The organism is Butyrivibrio sp. XBB1001, assembly GCF_000424505.1.
Classification (GTDB): domain Bacteria; phylum Bacillota; class Clostridia; order Lachnospirales; family Lachnospiraceae; genus Butyrivibrio.
Map to the genome: position 1 here is coordinate 36,915 of NZ_AUKA01000022.1, position 15,175 is coordinate 52,089.

14 protein-coding genes are annotated in these 15,175 nt (G+C 39.4%); 2 read left to right on the forward strand and 12 right to left on the reverse strand.

What is annotated here, in order from left to right:
- Nucleotides 1–2: 2 nt before the first annotated feature.
- Nucleotides 3–767, reverse strand: a complete 765-nt coding sequence (locus tag G631_RS0114860) for a hypothetical protein (RefSeq protein WP_026490122.1) — start codon at nucleotides 765–767, stop codon at nucleotides 3–5.
- Between the two features lie 211 nt (nucleotides 768–978).
- On the opposite strand from G631_RS0114860, the gene G631_RS0114865 reads away from it, so the two are divergent.
- Nucleotides 979–1,869 carry a LacI family DNA-binding transcriptional regulator gene (locus G631_RS0114865; protein ID WP_026490123.1) on the forward strand — a complete coding sequence of 297 codons (891 nt, stop codon included), beginning with the start codon at nucleotides 979–981 and terminating at the stop codon, nucleotides 1,867–1,869.
- Between the two features lie 631 nt (nucleotides 1,870–2,500).
- Here G631_RS0114865 and G631_RS0114870 read toward each other — a convergent pair.
- From G631_RS0114870 to G631_RS0114885, 4 genes are all read right to left on the reverse strand, one after another.
- On the reverse strand, nucleotides 2,501–3,199 hold the full coding sequence (locus tag G631_RS0114870) for an ABC transporter permease (RefSeq protein ID WP_026490124.1): 699 nt from the start codon (nucleotides 3,197–3,199) through the stop codon (nucleotides 2,501–2,503).
- On the reverse strand, nucleotides 3,196–3,939 hold the full coding sequence (locus G631_RS0114875) for a fluoroquinolone export ABC transporter permease subunit (protein ID WP_026490125.1): 744 nt from the start codon (nucleotides 3,937–3,939) through the stop codon (nucleotides 3,196–3,198). The genes G631_RS0114870 and G631_RS0114875 overlap by 4 nt, the downstream gene beginning before the upstream one ends.
- Nucleotides 3,936–4,781, reverse strand: a complete 846-nt coding sequence (locus G631_RS0114880; protein WP_026490126.1) for an ABC transporter ATP-binding protein — start codon at nucleotides 4,779–4,781, stop codon at nucleotides 3,936–3,938. Before G631_RS0114880 ends, G631_RS0114875 begins: the two co-directional genes overlap by 4 nt.
- A gap of 116 nt (nucleotides 4,782–4,897) precedes the next feature.
- Entirely contained in the window at nucleotides 4,898–5,491 is a 594-nt protein-coding gene (locus G631_RS0114885) for a TetR/AcrR family transcriptional regulator (protein ID WP_026490127.1), read from the reverse strand.
- Between the two features lie 168 nt (nucleotides 5,492–5,659).
- Between G631_RS0114885 and G631_RS0114890 the strand changes: the two genes are divergently transcribed.
- Nucleotides 5,660–6,067 (forward strand): hypothetical protein, encoded by a 408-nt coding sequence (locus tag G631_RS0114890; RefSeq protein ID WP_026490128.1) that lies wholly within the window; start codon nucleotides 5,660–5,662, stop codon nucleotides 6,065–6,067.
- 103 nt (nucleotides 6,068–6,170) lie between these two features.
- On the opposite strand, the gene G631_RS0114895 is transcribed toward G631_RS0114890, so the two are convergent.
- The 7 genes from G631_RS0114895 to G631_RS0114925 all read right to left on the reverse strand — a co-directional run bounded on the left by G631_RS0114895 (nucleotide 6,171) and on the right by G631_RS0114925 (nucleotide 15,113).
- A complete protein-coding gene (locus tag G631_RS0114895) occupies nucleotides 6,171–6,614 on the reverse strand; it encodes a hypothetical protein (RefSeq protein ID WP_026490129.1) in 444 nt (147 codons plus the stop codon).
- A 94-nt stretch (nucleotides 6,615–6,708) separates the two neighbouring features.
- A complete protein-coding gene (locus tag G631_RS20410) occupies nucleotides 6,709–8,448 on the reverse strand; it encodes an HD-GYP domain-containing protein (protein WP_051197302.1) in 1,740 nt (579 codons plus the stop codon).
- A gap of 261 nt (nucleotides 8,449–8,709) precedes the next feature.
- Nucleotides 8,710–11,241, reverse strand: coding sequence for an N-acetylmuramoyl-L-alanine amidase family protein (locus G631_RS0114905; protein WP_026490130.1), 2,532 nt, complete (start codon nucleotides 11,239–11,241; stop codon nucleotides 8,710–8,712).
- Nucleotides 11,242–11,339: 98 nt separating this feature from the next.
- Nucleotides 11,340–12,161 carry a hypothetical protein gene (locus tag G631_RS0114910; RefSeq protein WP_026490131.1) on the reverse strand — a complete coding sequence of 274 codons (822 nt, stop codon included), beginning with the start codon at nucleotides 12,159–12,161 and terminating at the stop codon, nucleotides 11,340–11,342.
- A gap of 74 nt (nucleotides 12,162–12,235) precedes the next feature.
- Entirely contained in the window at nucleotides 12,236–13,063 is an 828-nt protein-coding gene (locus G631_RS0114915; protein WP_026490132.1) for an exodeoxyribonuclease III, read from the reverse strand.
- A 410-nt stretch (nucleotides 13,064–13,473) separates the two neighbouring features.
- On the reverse strand, nucleotides 13,474–14,439 hold the full coding sequence (locus tag G631_RS0114920) for an IS3 family transposase (RefSeq protein ID WP_026488539.1): 966 nt from the start codon (nucleotides 14,437–14,439) through the stop codon (nucleotides 13,474–13,476).
- Nucleotides 14,436–15,113 (reverse strand): helix-turn-helix domain-containing protein, encoded by a 678-nt coding sequence (locus G631_RS0114925; protein WP_026488538.1) that lies wholly within the window; start codon nucleotides 15,111–15,113, stop codon nucleotides 14,436–14,438. The genes G631_RS0114920 and G631_RS0114925 overlap by 4 nt, the downstream gene beginning before the upstream one ends.
- Between the last annotated feature and the right edge of the window lie 62 nt (nucleotides 15,114–15,175).

The window sequence follows — 15,175 nt, forward strand, 5'->3', positions numbered from 1 at the left end:
TTTTACTCATTTGCTGTTCCATCAGTCAATGGATCAGAATTTCTTACTATTGAAAGAGTATCCTGAGCCTGGTTATCAGGATTTGTTGTAAGAGTAATTGTATAGTTACCATCAGTCAGAACCTTAACATTTGCTTTGTCATCAGTTCCGGCAAGGCCTCCTGCATTTTCCATCTGAGACTCATCTATTTCTGTAAACTTACCAAAGCCCTTCTGTGTATCCCATGACCAGTCTGCTATGATCTGAAATTCGTCACCTTCAAAAAGATCAATAGTCAGAGCAAATTCATTAGTAGCATTTCCGGTTGGAACTAGTTCAAATGTAGCTTTTTCTTCATCGCTAAGGCTTCCAGCCCAGTTGTTAAGTGCAAGTGTACCTTTCTTGGATGAACCCGCAATATACCAGTGTCTTGTATCTTCTGCTACACTATTAGCTCTAAAATCTCCGTAAAGAGTTGTGTCTTTCTCAAAGGTATCTACAGAAAGATCTTTTTTGCTGGTTTCAAGATATGATGGAGTCTCGAACCAGCCATTAAATTCAGCCTCTTCTGTCTGTTCAAATGCTTCATAAGAAGCCTTATCCAAAAGTTCACCTGCTGCTACCTTGGCTGTACCAAGAGTTGTATCCTGATTCATAAAAGTAATAGTGATGTCTTCCTTGGATGCCTCCTGCACATCTTTCTCTCCGCATCCTGCAAGCCCGCATAATACAAATAAAGTTGCCATTGTTCCGGTTAAAATTCTTGTTACTAATCCATTCTTTTTCATGTTTTGTCCTCCCTTTACATATTCATTTAGATTTTGTTTTGTCATTTATATCTTGTTAAATTTGTTAAGCTTGTTAACTTAACTGTTAAATTAGTAATAACACTTTGAATATCCCTTGTCAATATCTGGCACCTCTGCTATTATTAACTTAACATGTTAACCCAGCGTACCAACACGTTGATATTATTTAGATTTTGAAGGACTTATAATCATGGCTAACGAAAAGAAAGCTACTGTCCGGGATATTGCTGCAAAGGCCGGTGTATCAGTAGCTACAGTTTCATATGTACTTAATGATAAAAAGGATACTAAAATAAGTGATGTAACCAGAAAGAAAGTACTACAGGTCGCAAATCTGCTCAACTACAGTATTCCTGAGAAGTACAAGAATATAGATGCTAGAAAAGGTGCCTATACTATCGGCGTTATGTATACGCTCATGGCGGATACTCCCTCTAGAAACGCAGAGATTCTTTCTCTTATAAATCTTCTGGCTGGCAGGTTTTTTAGGATTGGCTTCAATTGTCAGCTCATTCCACTGGAATCTGCAGCAGAATATCAGAAACCTATCGAGGGGCTTGATGGCATAATAGCTATAGACCTTGAAGAATCTGTGTTCAAGCAGATGTCAGGACAGTATTTCATCCCTATCCTTTGCCTTGACATGATGATTAACGATTTTCTTTTTTATCAGATACATACTGACATGGAGAGCATCGCTGCCAAGGCCAGAGAAATTCTGGGTGAAGATTACTGCCTTGTTATTGATAAGTACAACAATAAAAGATATTGCGATTATCTGCTAGCAGATCTCCCAGGAGAAAATGTTTTCTTTTTCTCAGATTTTGAAGGCAGTGACTTTTCTATGCTAAAAGGCAAAAAGGTCCTTGTTTATGGAATGCAGCTGGGAATGATAATTCAGCAGAATGCCAAATGCAAGGATTTAGTTGTAGTTTCCTGTGAAGATAATCTTCATGTTTATTCCAAGGGTCTTAAGACCATCCATTATGATATTGAGAAAAAAGCCAACTTGGCCATGAATATCATGATGAATGCTATAGAAAAGAAATTCGATGTTAAGCATGAGTACAAGGTGTTTTGAATGCTATTCCAGGCATCTTATTACAGTACCAGTGTGATATGTACCCTCTTTACTGGACAACCAGTAAGGTGGGTATTTTTATTGCAGAGCCGCTGATATGAAATATGTCAGCTAAGCTGACCAGCGGCTCGCAGACGAGTAGGAAGGCTGACCGCCTTCTACTCGATTCCGCATCTTTTACGAGTGTTTTTGACTTTTTTGTAAATCAGCAGTAGGGCAAATTTTTCATTACTGCTGCATATCCATTTTTCAAATATTTATAGTAGTGCTGCAATTTTTATTGCATAGGATTCTTGAACATTTTCATGAAGAATCTGACAATTATCATCCTTTTTGATGAATAAATAAAAAATAGATGTAAGAAATTTAAACTCATCCGTTTAAAATATGGTAGATTATCGCTTAGGCTACTAGAAAATTTTTAATTTCCTAAATCTAGCAGTAGTGAAAAAAGAGGGCTACTGCTAAGTTTCAAGAACTTGTTTTACAGCAGTAAAAAATGTGTGCAATAACGTTACTTTGTTATCGTCGCCTATCAAATCACACATTTAGACCATTTTGGTGTCAAAAATCCATAGTCCAGATCCACACACTGGCTCTGCATAGAAGCAGATTATGATTTTCTTATAAGTCAGATAAGCTCAAATAGGATACATATCCAAATTGCTGAAACCAGCACCACAGGCAGCATGTAAATAGCATTTCCTTCCGTAATCCCTAGGGCTGTCCAATATGATGGCATGAAAAAGAGAATATGGCTGAAGGGACGCTTTATGAAATACGGCCCCATAGCCCCTAGCATCAAAAGTGACGAACACTTCATAAGTGCCATTCCCTCTAGCTTGTTAGAGGATATGTTCACCACAATAAGCGCAATGATTATTCCCTGAAGTGTACCTGAAAGCGATAAAAATAGTATCTCCACAAAAGAACTTACTGCCAACCTGAAAATAGGAAGCAGAACCGAAGAAATTACGAAAGCCACCATAGCCGGAACTACTATTCGTGATATATAGTAGCCCCTTTTCCCAAGCTCCGTCACAAACAGATACCTGTCTATATGATCATCCCTCTCTTCTAGCATCACCATTGCTGCGATAAAGCAGAACATAGCAGGGGTGATTGCTGCATAAAATATATCAAAGAGGCTATAGTATGGGGCTAGAATATGTGGCCTCCCAGTAATCGTCATCAGCGCCTCCTCCATAAGAGGAATTCCAAACCTGATTGCTGCTCCCATCAGAAGCGGCGCAAGCCCTGCCGCCATCAGCATCATATCTCTTCTCACAAATCTTAACATCTGTATAAAGCTTAGTCGTATAGCCCTCATAGTTTTATTCCTCCCTGCTCCTGCCAAAGATTGAAAACACTTTTGTTGGCACCCCTAGTCAAAAGAACTATCGTAAGCGCAGTCACAACAAGCCCTAAGCTTGAAGGCACTTTCCCCATCACAAGGTCCATGCACACGTTGGCGGGATACACTCTTCCCATAAAGGTAACTAAAAATGCCAACAAGTTTGTCCAACCTTCCGGAGAAAGCCAATTTCCTCTGCAGAAAGAACCAATTCCAAATAGATGTAATATCGCAGGAATAAATCCAATTATCTCAATCGGAACTGTGAATAAAATAAACTGATTAAGGCTACTTATCTTCGTAGCCACAATTATCCCGCATAGCGTGAAAATCACGCTGGCAAGAAATGTCCCAGCAAGGAGCAGAAGTATATGCTCATGACCTGCGATAATTCCCAGTACCGCTGCAACAATAAGTGAAATCGCACATAATGAAAGAACTTTAGACCACAAGTAGTTCCTTACTTTTAATGGGGTGATTGCAAAATATGAAGTGACTTTCTGACTCTTTTCCAAAAGTATAATAGCTCCCATAAAGAACAGTCCCATGGCCGCCGGATCAGAAAATATCAGTATTGCTGCCATATTCTCTTTCCAGACTTCGGGAAGCGCAAAAAGAATAAGGGTATAAAAGGTCGTAAGGAATCCATATAACAGATAAAAACCGTACCTGGCTTGAAAACGCATATCCCATCTAAGTAATCTTACAAATCTCATACCAAGGTCCTCCCGGTAATCTCCAAGAATATGTCGTTAAGCGTCGGCTCGCTGCTGTGGATTGACGTAAGGCGGTTTTCAGCGATAAGACCTTGAAGCTTCTTATCCTCTGACAACTTATCCAGTTCGCAGCTGCCAATCTGTTCTCCGTCCTCAATCCAAGAATAGTTCACCTTCGCAGCCCCTTTTGACATGATCAGGTTATGGGGACTATCCAGGGCAAAGAGTTTTCCTCCTACGATAAAGGCTACTCTGTCGCAGAGCTCAGTTGCATCCTGCATATTATGAGTCGTTAAAAGAATTGTTTTGCCCTTGCTCTTCTCCTCAAGAATAAGGTCCTTCATCATGCGGCTGTTTGTTGGATCAAGGCCGCTTGTGGGCTCATCCAGAAAAAGAAGCTTCGGGTCATGCACAAGGGCTTTGATAAAATTCAACCTGCTCTTCATTCCCTTGGAAAAGTCCGAAACCCTCTTATCTGCGTCATTCTCAAGTCCCACTGCAATAAGCAGTTCATCTATACTTCGCCCGTTCCCGCCATATAAAGATGAGAAAAATTCCAGATTTTCTCTGGCTGAGAGCTTTTCATACATAGTTGAATATTCAAAGTCAACGCCTATTGTTCTATAAAAATCAGCGCCACATTTCTTGTACTCTACGCCTCCAACCTTGGCTATGCCCTTATAACCAGGCAGCATTCCCAAAAGGATTTTCTGAAGGGTACTTTTTCCTGCACCGGAAGGCCCCAGAAATCCGAAAATTTCTCCCTCCTTTACTTCAAAACTCATACCTTCAATAAATGGCTTTCTCGTGTAGCTAAAAGTAAGATCCTTAACTTCTATCATCATTGTTCCTCCTGATTGATTCTATTCAGCATTTGCATCTATTTGACCATATGTGATTATATAGTCAAATAAAATGCTAATCAAAGTCCGGCATAAACCGGACTAAAAAAAACAATTCATTGCATCATCTGCTTAACAATTCCATAAATCAAAAGGCGAAGCGCCTCATTATAATTCTCCACGCCGATGTCGTTCTTATGAAGTGTTGCAAAGTACACAGCATGGAAGGCAGCGCTGACAACCTTAACATCCAGATCCTTCTTTATAGGGAACATGGATAGCATCTGCTCGATAGTGTCTGTGTCATCCTGGAAATGCGCCTCTACAACTTCCCGCGGAAGCTTGCGCACCAAAAGCTCAACTTCATCAGTATCAAGAAGCTTTAAGATTGGCATCTCTTCTGTCTTTTTAAAAAATTCAAAGATCAGATCCGTCACAGTATCTGCAGAAAAGCCCTTGCCTGCTAATTTCGAAAGTGCATCAGAAAGCTCTTTATTGATGGTCTCATGCTGATCCTGGATAACCTCGAAAAGAAGCAGCTCTTTGGACTTATAAAAGAGATAAAAGGTACCCTTGGGAATCCCGACGCGCCGTACCAGTTCATCAACTGTTGTACGCCTGACACCGTACTGGGATAGGCACTTTGCAGCTTCTTCCTTGAGTCTCTTAACTATATATTCTCTTTCCTGATCCGAATATGACTTAGGCAAATTTCTTTACATCCTTTTGACTAAATTTGTATTTATAGTCAGTATAGTCCATCCCTATGAAGCTGTCAAGCTAAGTTGACACCATTTACTAATGGGATTATATTGTTTACAATTATGTTAAACACAAATGTAAAATGGTTCACATATAGCGAAGAATAGTAGAAAAATATGGAATTGAAGAACTGCTCGACTTGCCATAAAGTATTTAAATATCCGGGCTATGGGTATATCCTCTGCCCGGAATGTCGTCGTACTGATGAAGCACAGTTTCAGCTTGTCAAAAAATTTCTAGATCAGTATCCTGGCGCTGAAGGCAAAGAAGTATTCCTGGCTACTGGTGTACCCATTAGTACCTTGATCAAATGGGTACGAGAAGAAAGGCTGATATCTTCTAATGCTGTAAATTTAGGTGCTGTCTGTGACAGATGTGGAAAACCTGTATCCTCAGGAAAACTATGTCCTGACTGCAAAAAAGACATAGTTGCCCAGTTTAAAGAAACAGAGGCTGAGAATATAGAAAAAGTTGAAAAAACTATCCCTAAATCAAAATCTAACGGCATGAGGTTCTTACAATGAAATAGCCCCTGCCACACGCTTTCTCTTGCCTCCATGGGGATAAAGATAAACTATCAATCTTTATCAATCAGGATATAGCTCATCTCCGCGCATCTAGATTTCATTATTCTTTTTCTTCAATACGGTAGCTGATAGTCAGGCTCACGCCCCCATCCATAGACTGGCTGGATATTTTCATTTCGCTGTTAACAGGGATAGTAAAGGTTTTTGGACCCTTATCGTTAAGATTTATTGTTCCATCTGGATTTGCCTCAATAAGTCCACCCGAAGAACGTAAGATAACAGCATCTTCGCTGATTCTTTTTACTGTTAATTTGTAATGGGCATATTCATATATGACATCACCCTTTTTTATGTCTGTAAATTCGTTAGTATATTCATTGGGTTTTGTTTCAATATCCGACCAGTAGCTGGTAGTTAATACCACAACCGGGGTGCCGTCTATGTTCGCTGGCTGACTAAGGTATCCAATTACAACTGCAAGTGCACCTAAGATTATTACAAAAAGGCCAATTAAAATACCACGTGTTTTCTTTGAAGCATTCATCGTATCACATATCTCCTCCACATCGTTATATCTTAAATACAGCCTGTAATGTGCATACGCTGCAAGTGTAATATATTATATCATCCAAAAGAGTTCATTCCGGCCTTATTTTACCTTTATCAACGAGTCTGAAAAATGCATCAACTACTTCAGGATTTAATTGAGTTCCGGAGACTTCATGTATCTCAGCTATAACCTTATCAAAATCCATTCGTTTACGGTATTGTCTGTCGGAATACATGGCATCAAAGCTATCAGCCACCGCAATAATACGCGCCACTTTAGGGATTTCATCTCCCGAAAGTCCATTAGGATAGCCCTTTCCGTCATGCCTTTCATGATGAGCCAGAGCGCCTACTGCAAGTTCGGGAACAACACTTATATCTTTTAGCACTTCGTATCCCTTTATGGTATGGGATTTAATCATATCATATTCTTCATCTGTAAGTTTACCCGGTTTTTTAAGCACAGCATTGGGAATTCCGACCTTGCCAACATCGTGCAGCAAGCCAATGCGATAATATTTTTCTACAGTCTCAGCGTCATACCCCATCTCTTTTGCGATCATAGCTGTATATTTGGCTACTCTCTCTGAATGACCGTTAGTATACGTGTCCTTCATATCTATCACTTTGGCAAAAGCCTCTGCTATCTCAGACGCAAATACTGCACTCTCCTGCTGCTTTTTCTTTAGAGAATCGATATGATCCATGTACAGATATATTCCCATAAATGCAGTAAACAGCTGTACTCCAAGTCGCGTAAAAGCTAAACTTCCGTAGCTGTGCAAAAAATGAAAACGGATCATATCAATTACAGCACCAAGGAGGCAAGCACATAGTCCCCAAACTACGCTTCGCAACAACGTTTGCTTGATTGTTCCCTGACGCATTGCCATAATGACAAGCACAACAGCTATCATAAAGCCAACTAATATAACAGCTTGTGAAATATACACAAGATAGTAATAATCTGATAACCTACTTTGTGTCAGGCCAACCTGAAGAAGGAAATTTAAAAGACAGGTTACAAACATTCCGGATAATATCCTTGAATGTGAAACGCCAGTTGTACTGGAGAAAAAAGAAAGCATAGGAAATGATACAAACACGAGAAACATATATTCAGTAACCCTGATCAGATCAGGACGACCTGTCAGAACCTGAAGAAGAAGCGTATCATTAAAGCCTATAAAACCGATCATTATACAGCTTATACCAAAAGATATAAAATCGATGCCTGTTGATTTCATGACTATTTGGCCTGTTATTCCTGCTATAACAAAAAGAATTCCGATAAGTATAGTGGCTGCGCCTTGTCCAAATGAAAAGAGATTTCTTTTAAAGACATTCGTCATGTACTGCCCGGCATCACCAATAGCTATGTCTTGTATAGCTGCGGGGGCATTTGAAAATACAGGCTCGATATACAGGGTCAAAAAAGAACTTCCTTCAGGAATTGCAATGGTATGGTACTGCATACCATATGAGACACCAAGATGCCTGGGTATCACAGGATCATAATCGTAAATCATCTCACCCGAAGCATACACTTTAAAATTTGTATCGATAGATTTGAAGCAAAGTGCTTTGCCAGTAGTATTGTGCTTGCTAATATCCAATGTGACAAAGTGTTTTCCAAGAGCAAGATCATAAAGATCCACTGCCTCTCCATCTTCATTGACCCAGCCTTCATTAATGTCCATTAGCATGGCTTTATCTGTATTTATTTCCTTGTTGCCTGTAACAGCAGAAAAAGCCACAAAAAGTAATAGGATGAAAATGCAGGCAATCTGCGCTATGCTTGAACGAGCTAATTTGTTCTTTTTATTCATGATTATTCTTTCCAATAATCAAGTAAGCTGACTCCTACTTGATTTTAAAACAAAAAGGGGATATTTGACCCGTGTGCTAGACACGCTTCTCAATCCCCTTTAGTACTCCCACTACCTGATCCAATTTAGTTATTCCTATGCCATATACTATATTATATTACAATATTATCACTTTTTCCTATTATTGTCTTTTGTTTTGCTCAGATAAACTTAAAAATCCTGGCTTCCAAAAAGAAGCCAGGACATTGAATAAAAAATATTTTACTGAATCAGCACTCCATTTTCATCGAAGGTATATTTCTTGCCCCATTTCGTGATGGTTTCTGACTTAGCAAGTTTACCAGTTGTTTTTGTATAGTATTTAGCGTCGCCAACGGTTATCCAGGTACTCCTGGTAAGCTTTCCATCTGCCTTAAAGTAGTAGGTATCTTCATCAATATCTACAAAGCCCGTCTGAATCACGCCATTTTCGTCAGCATAATAAGTCGAACCCCACTTATCAAACCAGCCAATTTTCATCTTGCCTTCGCTTCCAAAGTAATACTTCTGACCATTTTCTTCATGGAAAACATTACACTGAAGTATGCCGTTTTTGCTAAAGAGATAGTACTCTCCATTTATCTTTTGAATTCCAGTTAATTTTTCGCCGTCTTCTGTCTCATAGTAGGTAGAACCCCACTTGCTAGACCAGGTTCCGCCTGCTATTACTGGTTCATCATCTTCTATCACATATTCTGGAGAAAGAAAATATACTCCGAAATATGGATCGCTTTTACCTGTTATATTGGTCCATTCTATTCCATTGACGGTTAATGTTGTGGTCTTTTCAAGCTCGTAGTCTTCTTCATAATCCTCTTTCATCTTCACTGCCGCAATAAGGTGCCATTTGCCTGGTGTAAAAGTAGTTCCCTCAGGCTGTATAGGCTCTCCATTTTCAAGCAAACACCAGGTTGATCTAATATAAACTTCCTCTCTGTCAATATTTGTAAATTCAGGCAAAGCAAGCTCTGCGTCCTTTATAACATAATTACTTAAATCGTCACAGTTTGCTGATACTGAGGTTATCTTGTTTTTCTCAGGCAGAGGTAGTACATATTCAGGTGATGTAAACTCTTTATATTCAACTTCATCATTAAAATCAAATTTGGTATCTCCACCAGTCCATTCATTTTTGTCTACAGTCAGTTTAAGCTCCGGATCGAGCATATACTGGTCGATATAGTCCTGCGCAATTCGTATTTTTGTCTTATACCTATAAGTACCCTCCCCGAAGGTATAGTCTGTATATTCACTCCACCCTTCTTCGCCGTATATTTCCCAGTTCCAGTCTGAACAGTCAATCCATGGCATGTCGCCTGATGATATAATATTTGAACTTGGATAACCTTCCTTGAACATACCTTTAATAGTACTAGTCATTACGATGTCACTGATAGTAGTTCTCTCTTTTGGCATAGGACCATCATAGTCATACTCAAATTTATAGGTCTGGGTGAGAGGCTCACGATTGTAATCATATGCAACAATCTCTACGGTATGGGTTCCCCCATAAAGATTTATGGCATTGCATATTTCCTTTAGATCAATACTGCACTCATACTGTACACTTTCGTATTTGCCTACAGTTACAACATAGTACCAAAGATCTTCATCCTCGACGGGATCCCAGGATAATACATCTCCCTCTAGTCTGACATTGGAAAGTTCGGGGTAATTACACTCTAATTCTGGGGAACACACCTCTAATATCTGTCCTTCGGCAAAATAATAATCCCATGCTTTCCATGACTGACCGTTAATTACTACATTGGTCCCTCCCAAGATTTTCATACTCGGTATATATTTAGGGTCCAACTTTATAAAAGTATAATACTGATAAGTTCCAAGGGTAAATATATCCTCTGTATAGTTTTCCCATTTATCGCCGTTTTTCTTTTTCCAATAGCTTTTGCTTACACCATATGGATATGTAGCTGTTTCATCAAAAAAGACCTCTTTTCCTGATGTCACAGTAAAATCGGGATGTTTAGTTTCTTTTTCGTATCCAAAGATATCGGCTATATTACTGGTTGCCTCTATGGTATTAAGCAATGGCTTAGAGTTTAGCTTCGCCCTAACGGTTATATAATATTCACCCACAAGGTCGCCCCATGCGTTATTAGCCCAAATTTTTAGTGTATCTTCATAGGAACCTGCTTCAAGTTCTTGGTTCGGAGTTATTGTAAAGTAATGAGGATTGGTCTTCCCCTCCGGCCAGTTAACAGTAAATCGTCTACGACCATATTCTGGGCGGGAATCATTAAAATATTTATTATAAGTACTATGCCACTTTATGTTTACTCTAAGTGATGGACGATTCTCGTCTAAAGGATATTCATCGAACTCAGGAAATGTATACTCAGATACAGATAAATCAAAATCCGGGTATGTCCAAGAATTTGGCGATGCTACACCTGTAACTGCTTCTTCTGAAGGGGGTTCTGGGCTTATATTTAATATCTCAATTTCCCATTCCATATCATCAGAATCGGGATTTGCATTTTGCATTTTATCCGTTTCTATTTGTGTTTTGTTTTCATCCTCCGGTACTACTACATCGACCTCGGTCTGTGTAACGGATTCATTATCTGAGACGATTGCCGTAGATTCATCCGGTGCTTCTGCCTGGCCTTCAACTGCAATTTCCCCGATTTCTTTCTCGGTAGTCTCTGCAGCTTGCACCGTTACCGGTTGCAAAGTAAGCCCTGCACATATTGTCAGTGCCAACACTTTAACTAAAAATTTTTTACTCATTTTATCCCACCTTTCTCATAAGAAAACCTTCTCATCAGTCACTATAAATATTAAGGTGGAATTAAAAGAAAAAATACTAACCTTTGGTTAGTATTTTATTAAAATTCGTAGCTATCAACTGAGATAGCAATACTATAATAACAAGTGGAATTATACGTAAAAGAGGGAAAGCCTTTTTTGGACTCCCTATAATGCCCAGTTATATTTAAGTATTTTAAAATATGAGTGTTTGCGTCAAAAGTGTATTTGACTTTATCAATCTTATCGTAGTTTATCTTTTGGCTGAAAGCCTTTAAAAAAGGCTTATAATATTCAAAGCCATATTCAGGATTCTGGCTCAGCACAACCGTATCAGTGGATCCTTCTGACTCATCTATATATAGAGAGCATTTATCAAGATCTGGAAATAAAAGCTCCATCATATCCACATCTGGAATAGGTTCCCAACTATCAGCATATGAACCAGCTGAGGTTTCTTCACCGTTTTTTACCTCTTGCACCAGTGTGTATCCGTAGTGCTCTGACTTATCATATGTATTGTAGTCTAAAAAAATTGATGTTACAGAATTGTCCTTTTGTTCATATGCATCATCTATTACAAGTGTATTACGATAGTCTTTAGTTCCGGCATATTGTCGGTTAAAAGAGAAATTAATATGCTCGATAGCTGTATAGGCATCGAGTCCTTCATTAGTTGAGCTGGTATCAGTAGTTGACGTAAAATTACAATCTATAGTACATTGGCCAAATCCTGAAACAGATAGACTTGTAGCATAATAAAGACTTTCTTTAGTAGCATCAAATAGCTGAGTTATTGTTTCTGCATCAGGATCAGAGCCAAAGTCAGCACACCCTGATAGTGTGAATGTAGATATAGCCAGAGTCAGAAGAAGGGCCAAATATTTTTTTCTTTTAAACATAAAACATGCTCCTAGAGAAATTGATTACTGCTATTATACATCGTGGCAAGAGTATTTGTTGCAGGGAAAAGCCACTATAGCTCAATCTCCAGGGCGATTGGAGTATGGTCCTGACGTGCCCCGGAATCTAGCATGTCTGACCTTGTAACCTTATCTTTTATCCTGTTGCTGACAAGGAAATAGTCAATTCTCCAGCCTGAATTATTGATCTTGCTGGTCTTGATGCGCTGAGCCCACCAGGAGTACACATTTGGGGTGTTGCCATGCACATGCCTGAACGTATCAGTAAATCCCGCATCCAAAAGATTTGTAAAACCGGCTCTTTCTTCATCTGTAAAGCCTGCTGACATATGGTTGCTGTCAGGATTGGCAAGATCAATCTCTTCGTGAGCCACATTATAATCTCCGCAGGATATAACGGGTTTAACTTCATCAAGTGATTTCAGATATTTCGTATACTGAACGTCCCACTCCTGGCGCTCTTTCAGCCTTTTTAGACCATCGCCTGCGTTAGGAGTATATACCAGGTTAAAAAAGAACTTGTCGTGCTCTAATGTTATCATTCTACCTTCACTGTCCATGGTATCAGGAGCACCTATTTCAGGAAAGCTTGCTACTACCTTGATATCTTTTTTATAAAGTGCCATAGTTCCCGCATAACCTTTTCTTGCAGGCTCTCTTGAACTAACATATACATAATCATAGTCAGGAAAATATGCCTTCAAAGCCTCTTCCTGCTTGGCATTCATGCCACTTTCAGGAAGTTTGGTCTCTTGAATTGCGATAATATCAGGATTTTCTTTTGCTATTGTATCAAGAACCTGTCTGCTTAGGTCTGAACGGGGGCTTGTGCCTGTAAGAGCAGCGTTTATTGAATCTATATTCCAGGATATGAATTTCATGAGATTACTCCTTTTCTAACATTGTTACTCTTCATTATACATGAATTTTGGCTATCCAATGAAAAGAAAAAAACGAGCCAGCTTAAAAATTGATCTGAGGTCTGTCAAGTAGACAGGCAAAACAAACAAAATAACATCAAACGAAAAGGTGGTCACATAAACTGTGATCACCTTTTGTTATGCTGATGGTTATAGCCATCATATTTATCCTTGGTCTGCTTGTTGACTACTATAACTGCCGGGAAATAACTGTCAACCCTGCGCCAAGCGCACCGCGAAGCGGCGTTGGGGTTGACTGATATTTCCCGACAGTTATTCTGTAGTCAAGCAGATCAAGGATATTTGTGCGCTTTAGCGCACTTTATTCAAGGGCAGAGTCGTCAGACTCTGACTTCATTTTGGATAGATAATTATGCTGCCCACTTTGCCTTGTACTTCTGGATTCGCTTGTTCTCTGCAATAGGATAATCCTCTGGAGTGTCTGTGAGCAGGGCTTCCTTACGTACTTCTGCCGGAGTCTTTCCTTTAAATCTTTCCTGTGGACGTTCATATGTGTAGAAGTGGAGATACTTTTCTATTGCATCTCTGAGCGATGTTTCGTCGTTTATGTCGTACATTGCATACATTTCTGTCTTGATTATTCCCCAGAATCCCTCTGTAGGGCCATTATCAATGCAATGTCCTACCCTGGACATTGACTGATCCATTCCTTGGTTCTGAAGCTTCATTTGGAAAACTTTGCTAGTGTATTGAAATCCACGATCTGAATGGAACAGAGGTGTGGCGTCCGGGTATGCCTCTATTGCCTTATCAAATGTTTTGAACACTAATGCATTATCGTTTCTTGTGCTGATTACATATGATACCGGAATACGATCATAGAGGTCCAGAATAGCGCTTAGATATAGTTTTTTATTTACCTCTGGGATTTTGAATTCAGTAACATCAGTAGCCCACTTTTCGTTAGGTTTGTCAGCATGGAAATCTCTGTTAAGCTTGTTTGCTGCAACTGTTTCCGGTGTTGCATACGTATACTGTTTTCGCTTTTGGCGTATAATGGCATGGATCCCAAGAGCCTTCATGATCCTGTGTATGCGTTTGATCTTGTATTCAGTACCATTGAAATGATTTATGTACAGTGTCATACGTCTGTATCCAAGGATATGGCCAAAGCGATCGTCATACTCTCTTATAAGTTCAGCAATCTTATGGTTCTCCAGTTCTTCTTCGGGGATCTCTCGATTAAGCCATTTGTAATAAGCTGCGTGTGATACACCCAGCGTTTTACACATCCAGTTTATACTCCAGTGCTTTTCATTGTAGAAAGACAGTATTGCTATATATTTGCACTCAAACCTAACCTTGCCGAGCCTCACATCCCTTCCAATTCTCTCACTTTTTTTAACAGTTCAACAGTCATATCCCTTTCCTGAAGCTGCCGTTTAAGTCGCAGGTTTTCTCTGCGTAAACGTTCAAGTTCATCAACTTCATCATCTGTTTTGTGATGTCCACGCTTATCAATGAGGGCCTCTTCTCCGTTAGCATCAAACTTCCTCACCCAGCTGTACACCTGTGTATAGGAAACATCATAGGTGGCTGCTGTACCTTTATAATCGCGATCATGATCAATGCAGTATTTAACGATTTCCTTACGCTCTTCAATAGTGGTTTTTCTTCTAGCTTCTGCCATATAGACCTCCCGCTTAGGATCATAGTCCTTAAGCTCTCTATTGGCATTATACTCTGAAATCCATCTCCGAAGAACGCTAGCATGTGAGATTCCGAATCTCGCTGTACATTCCTCAACGGACAATTTTCCGCTTATAACCATCTCAATACAGGATATCTTAAATTCATGAGTGTATTGATTATTTCCGTATCTTTCAAAAAATGCAGCTTCGCCATGATAACGATAGGCGGCAACCCATCTTCTGATTGTGGTATATCCAATCCCATTGTCTCGGGCAATTGATTCATAAGATCCACTACCATTAAGGTATTCTTTTACTCTGTCAATCATCCACTCAGCAGAATGTTTCCTTTTTGCCATAAAAAATCCCCCTAAAGGAGACTTTGGATATTTCCATTGTCTACTTTAGGGGAATCATATCA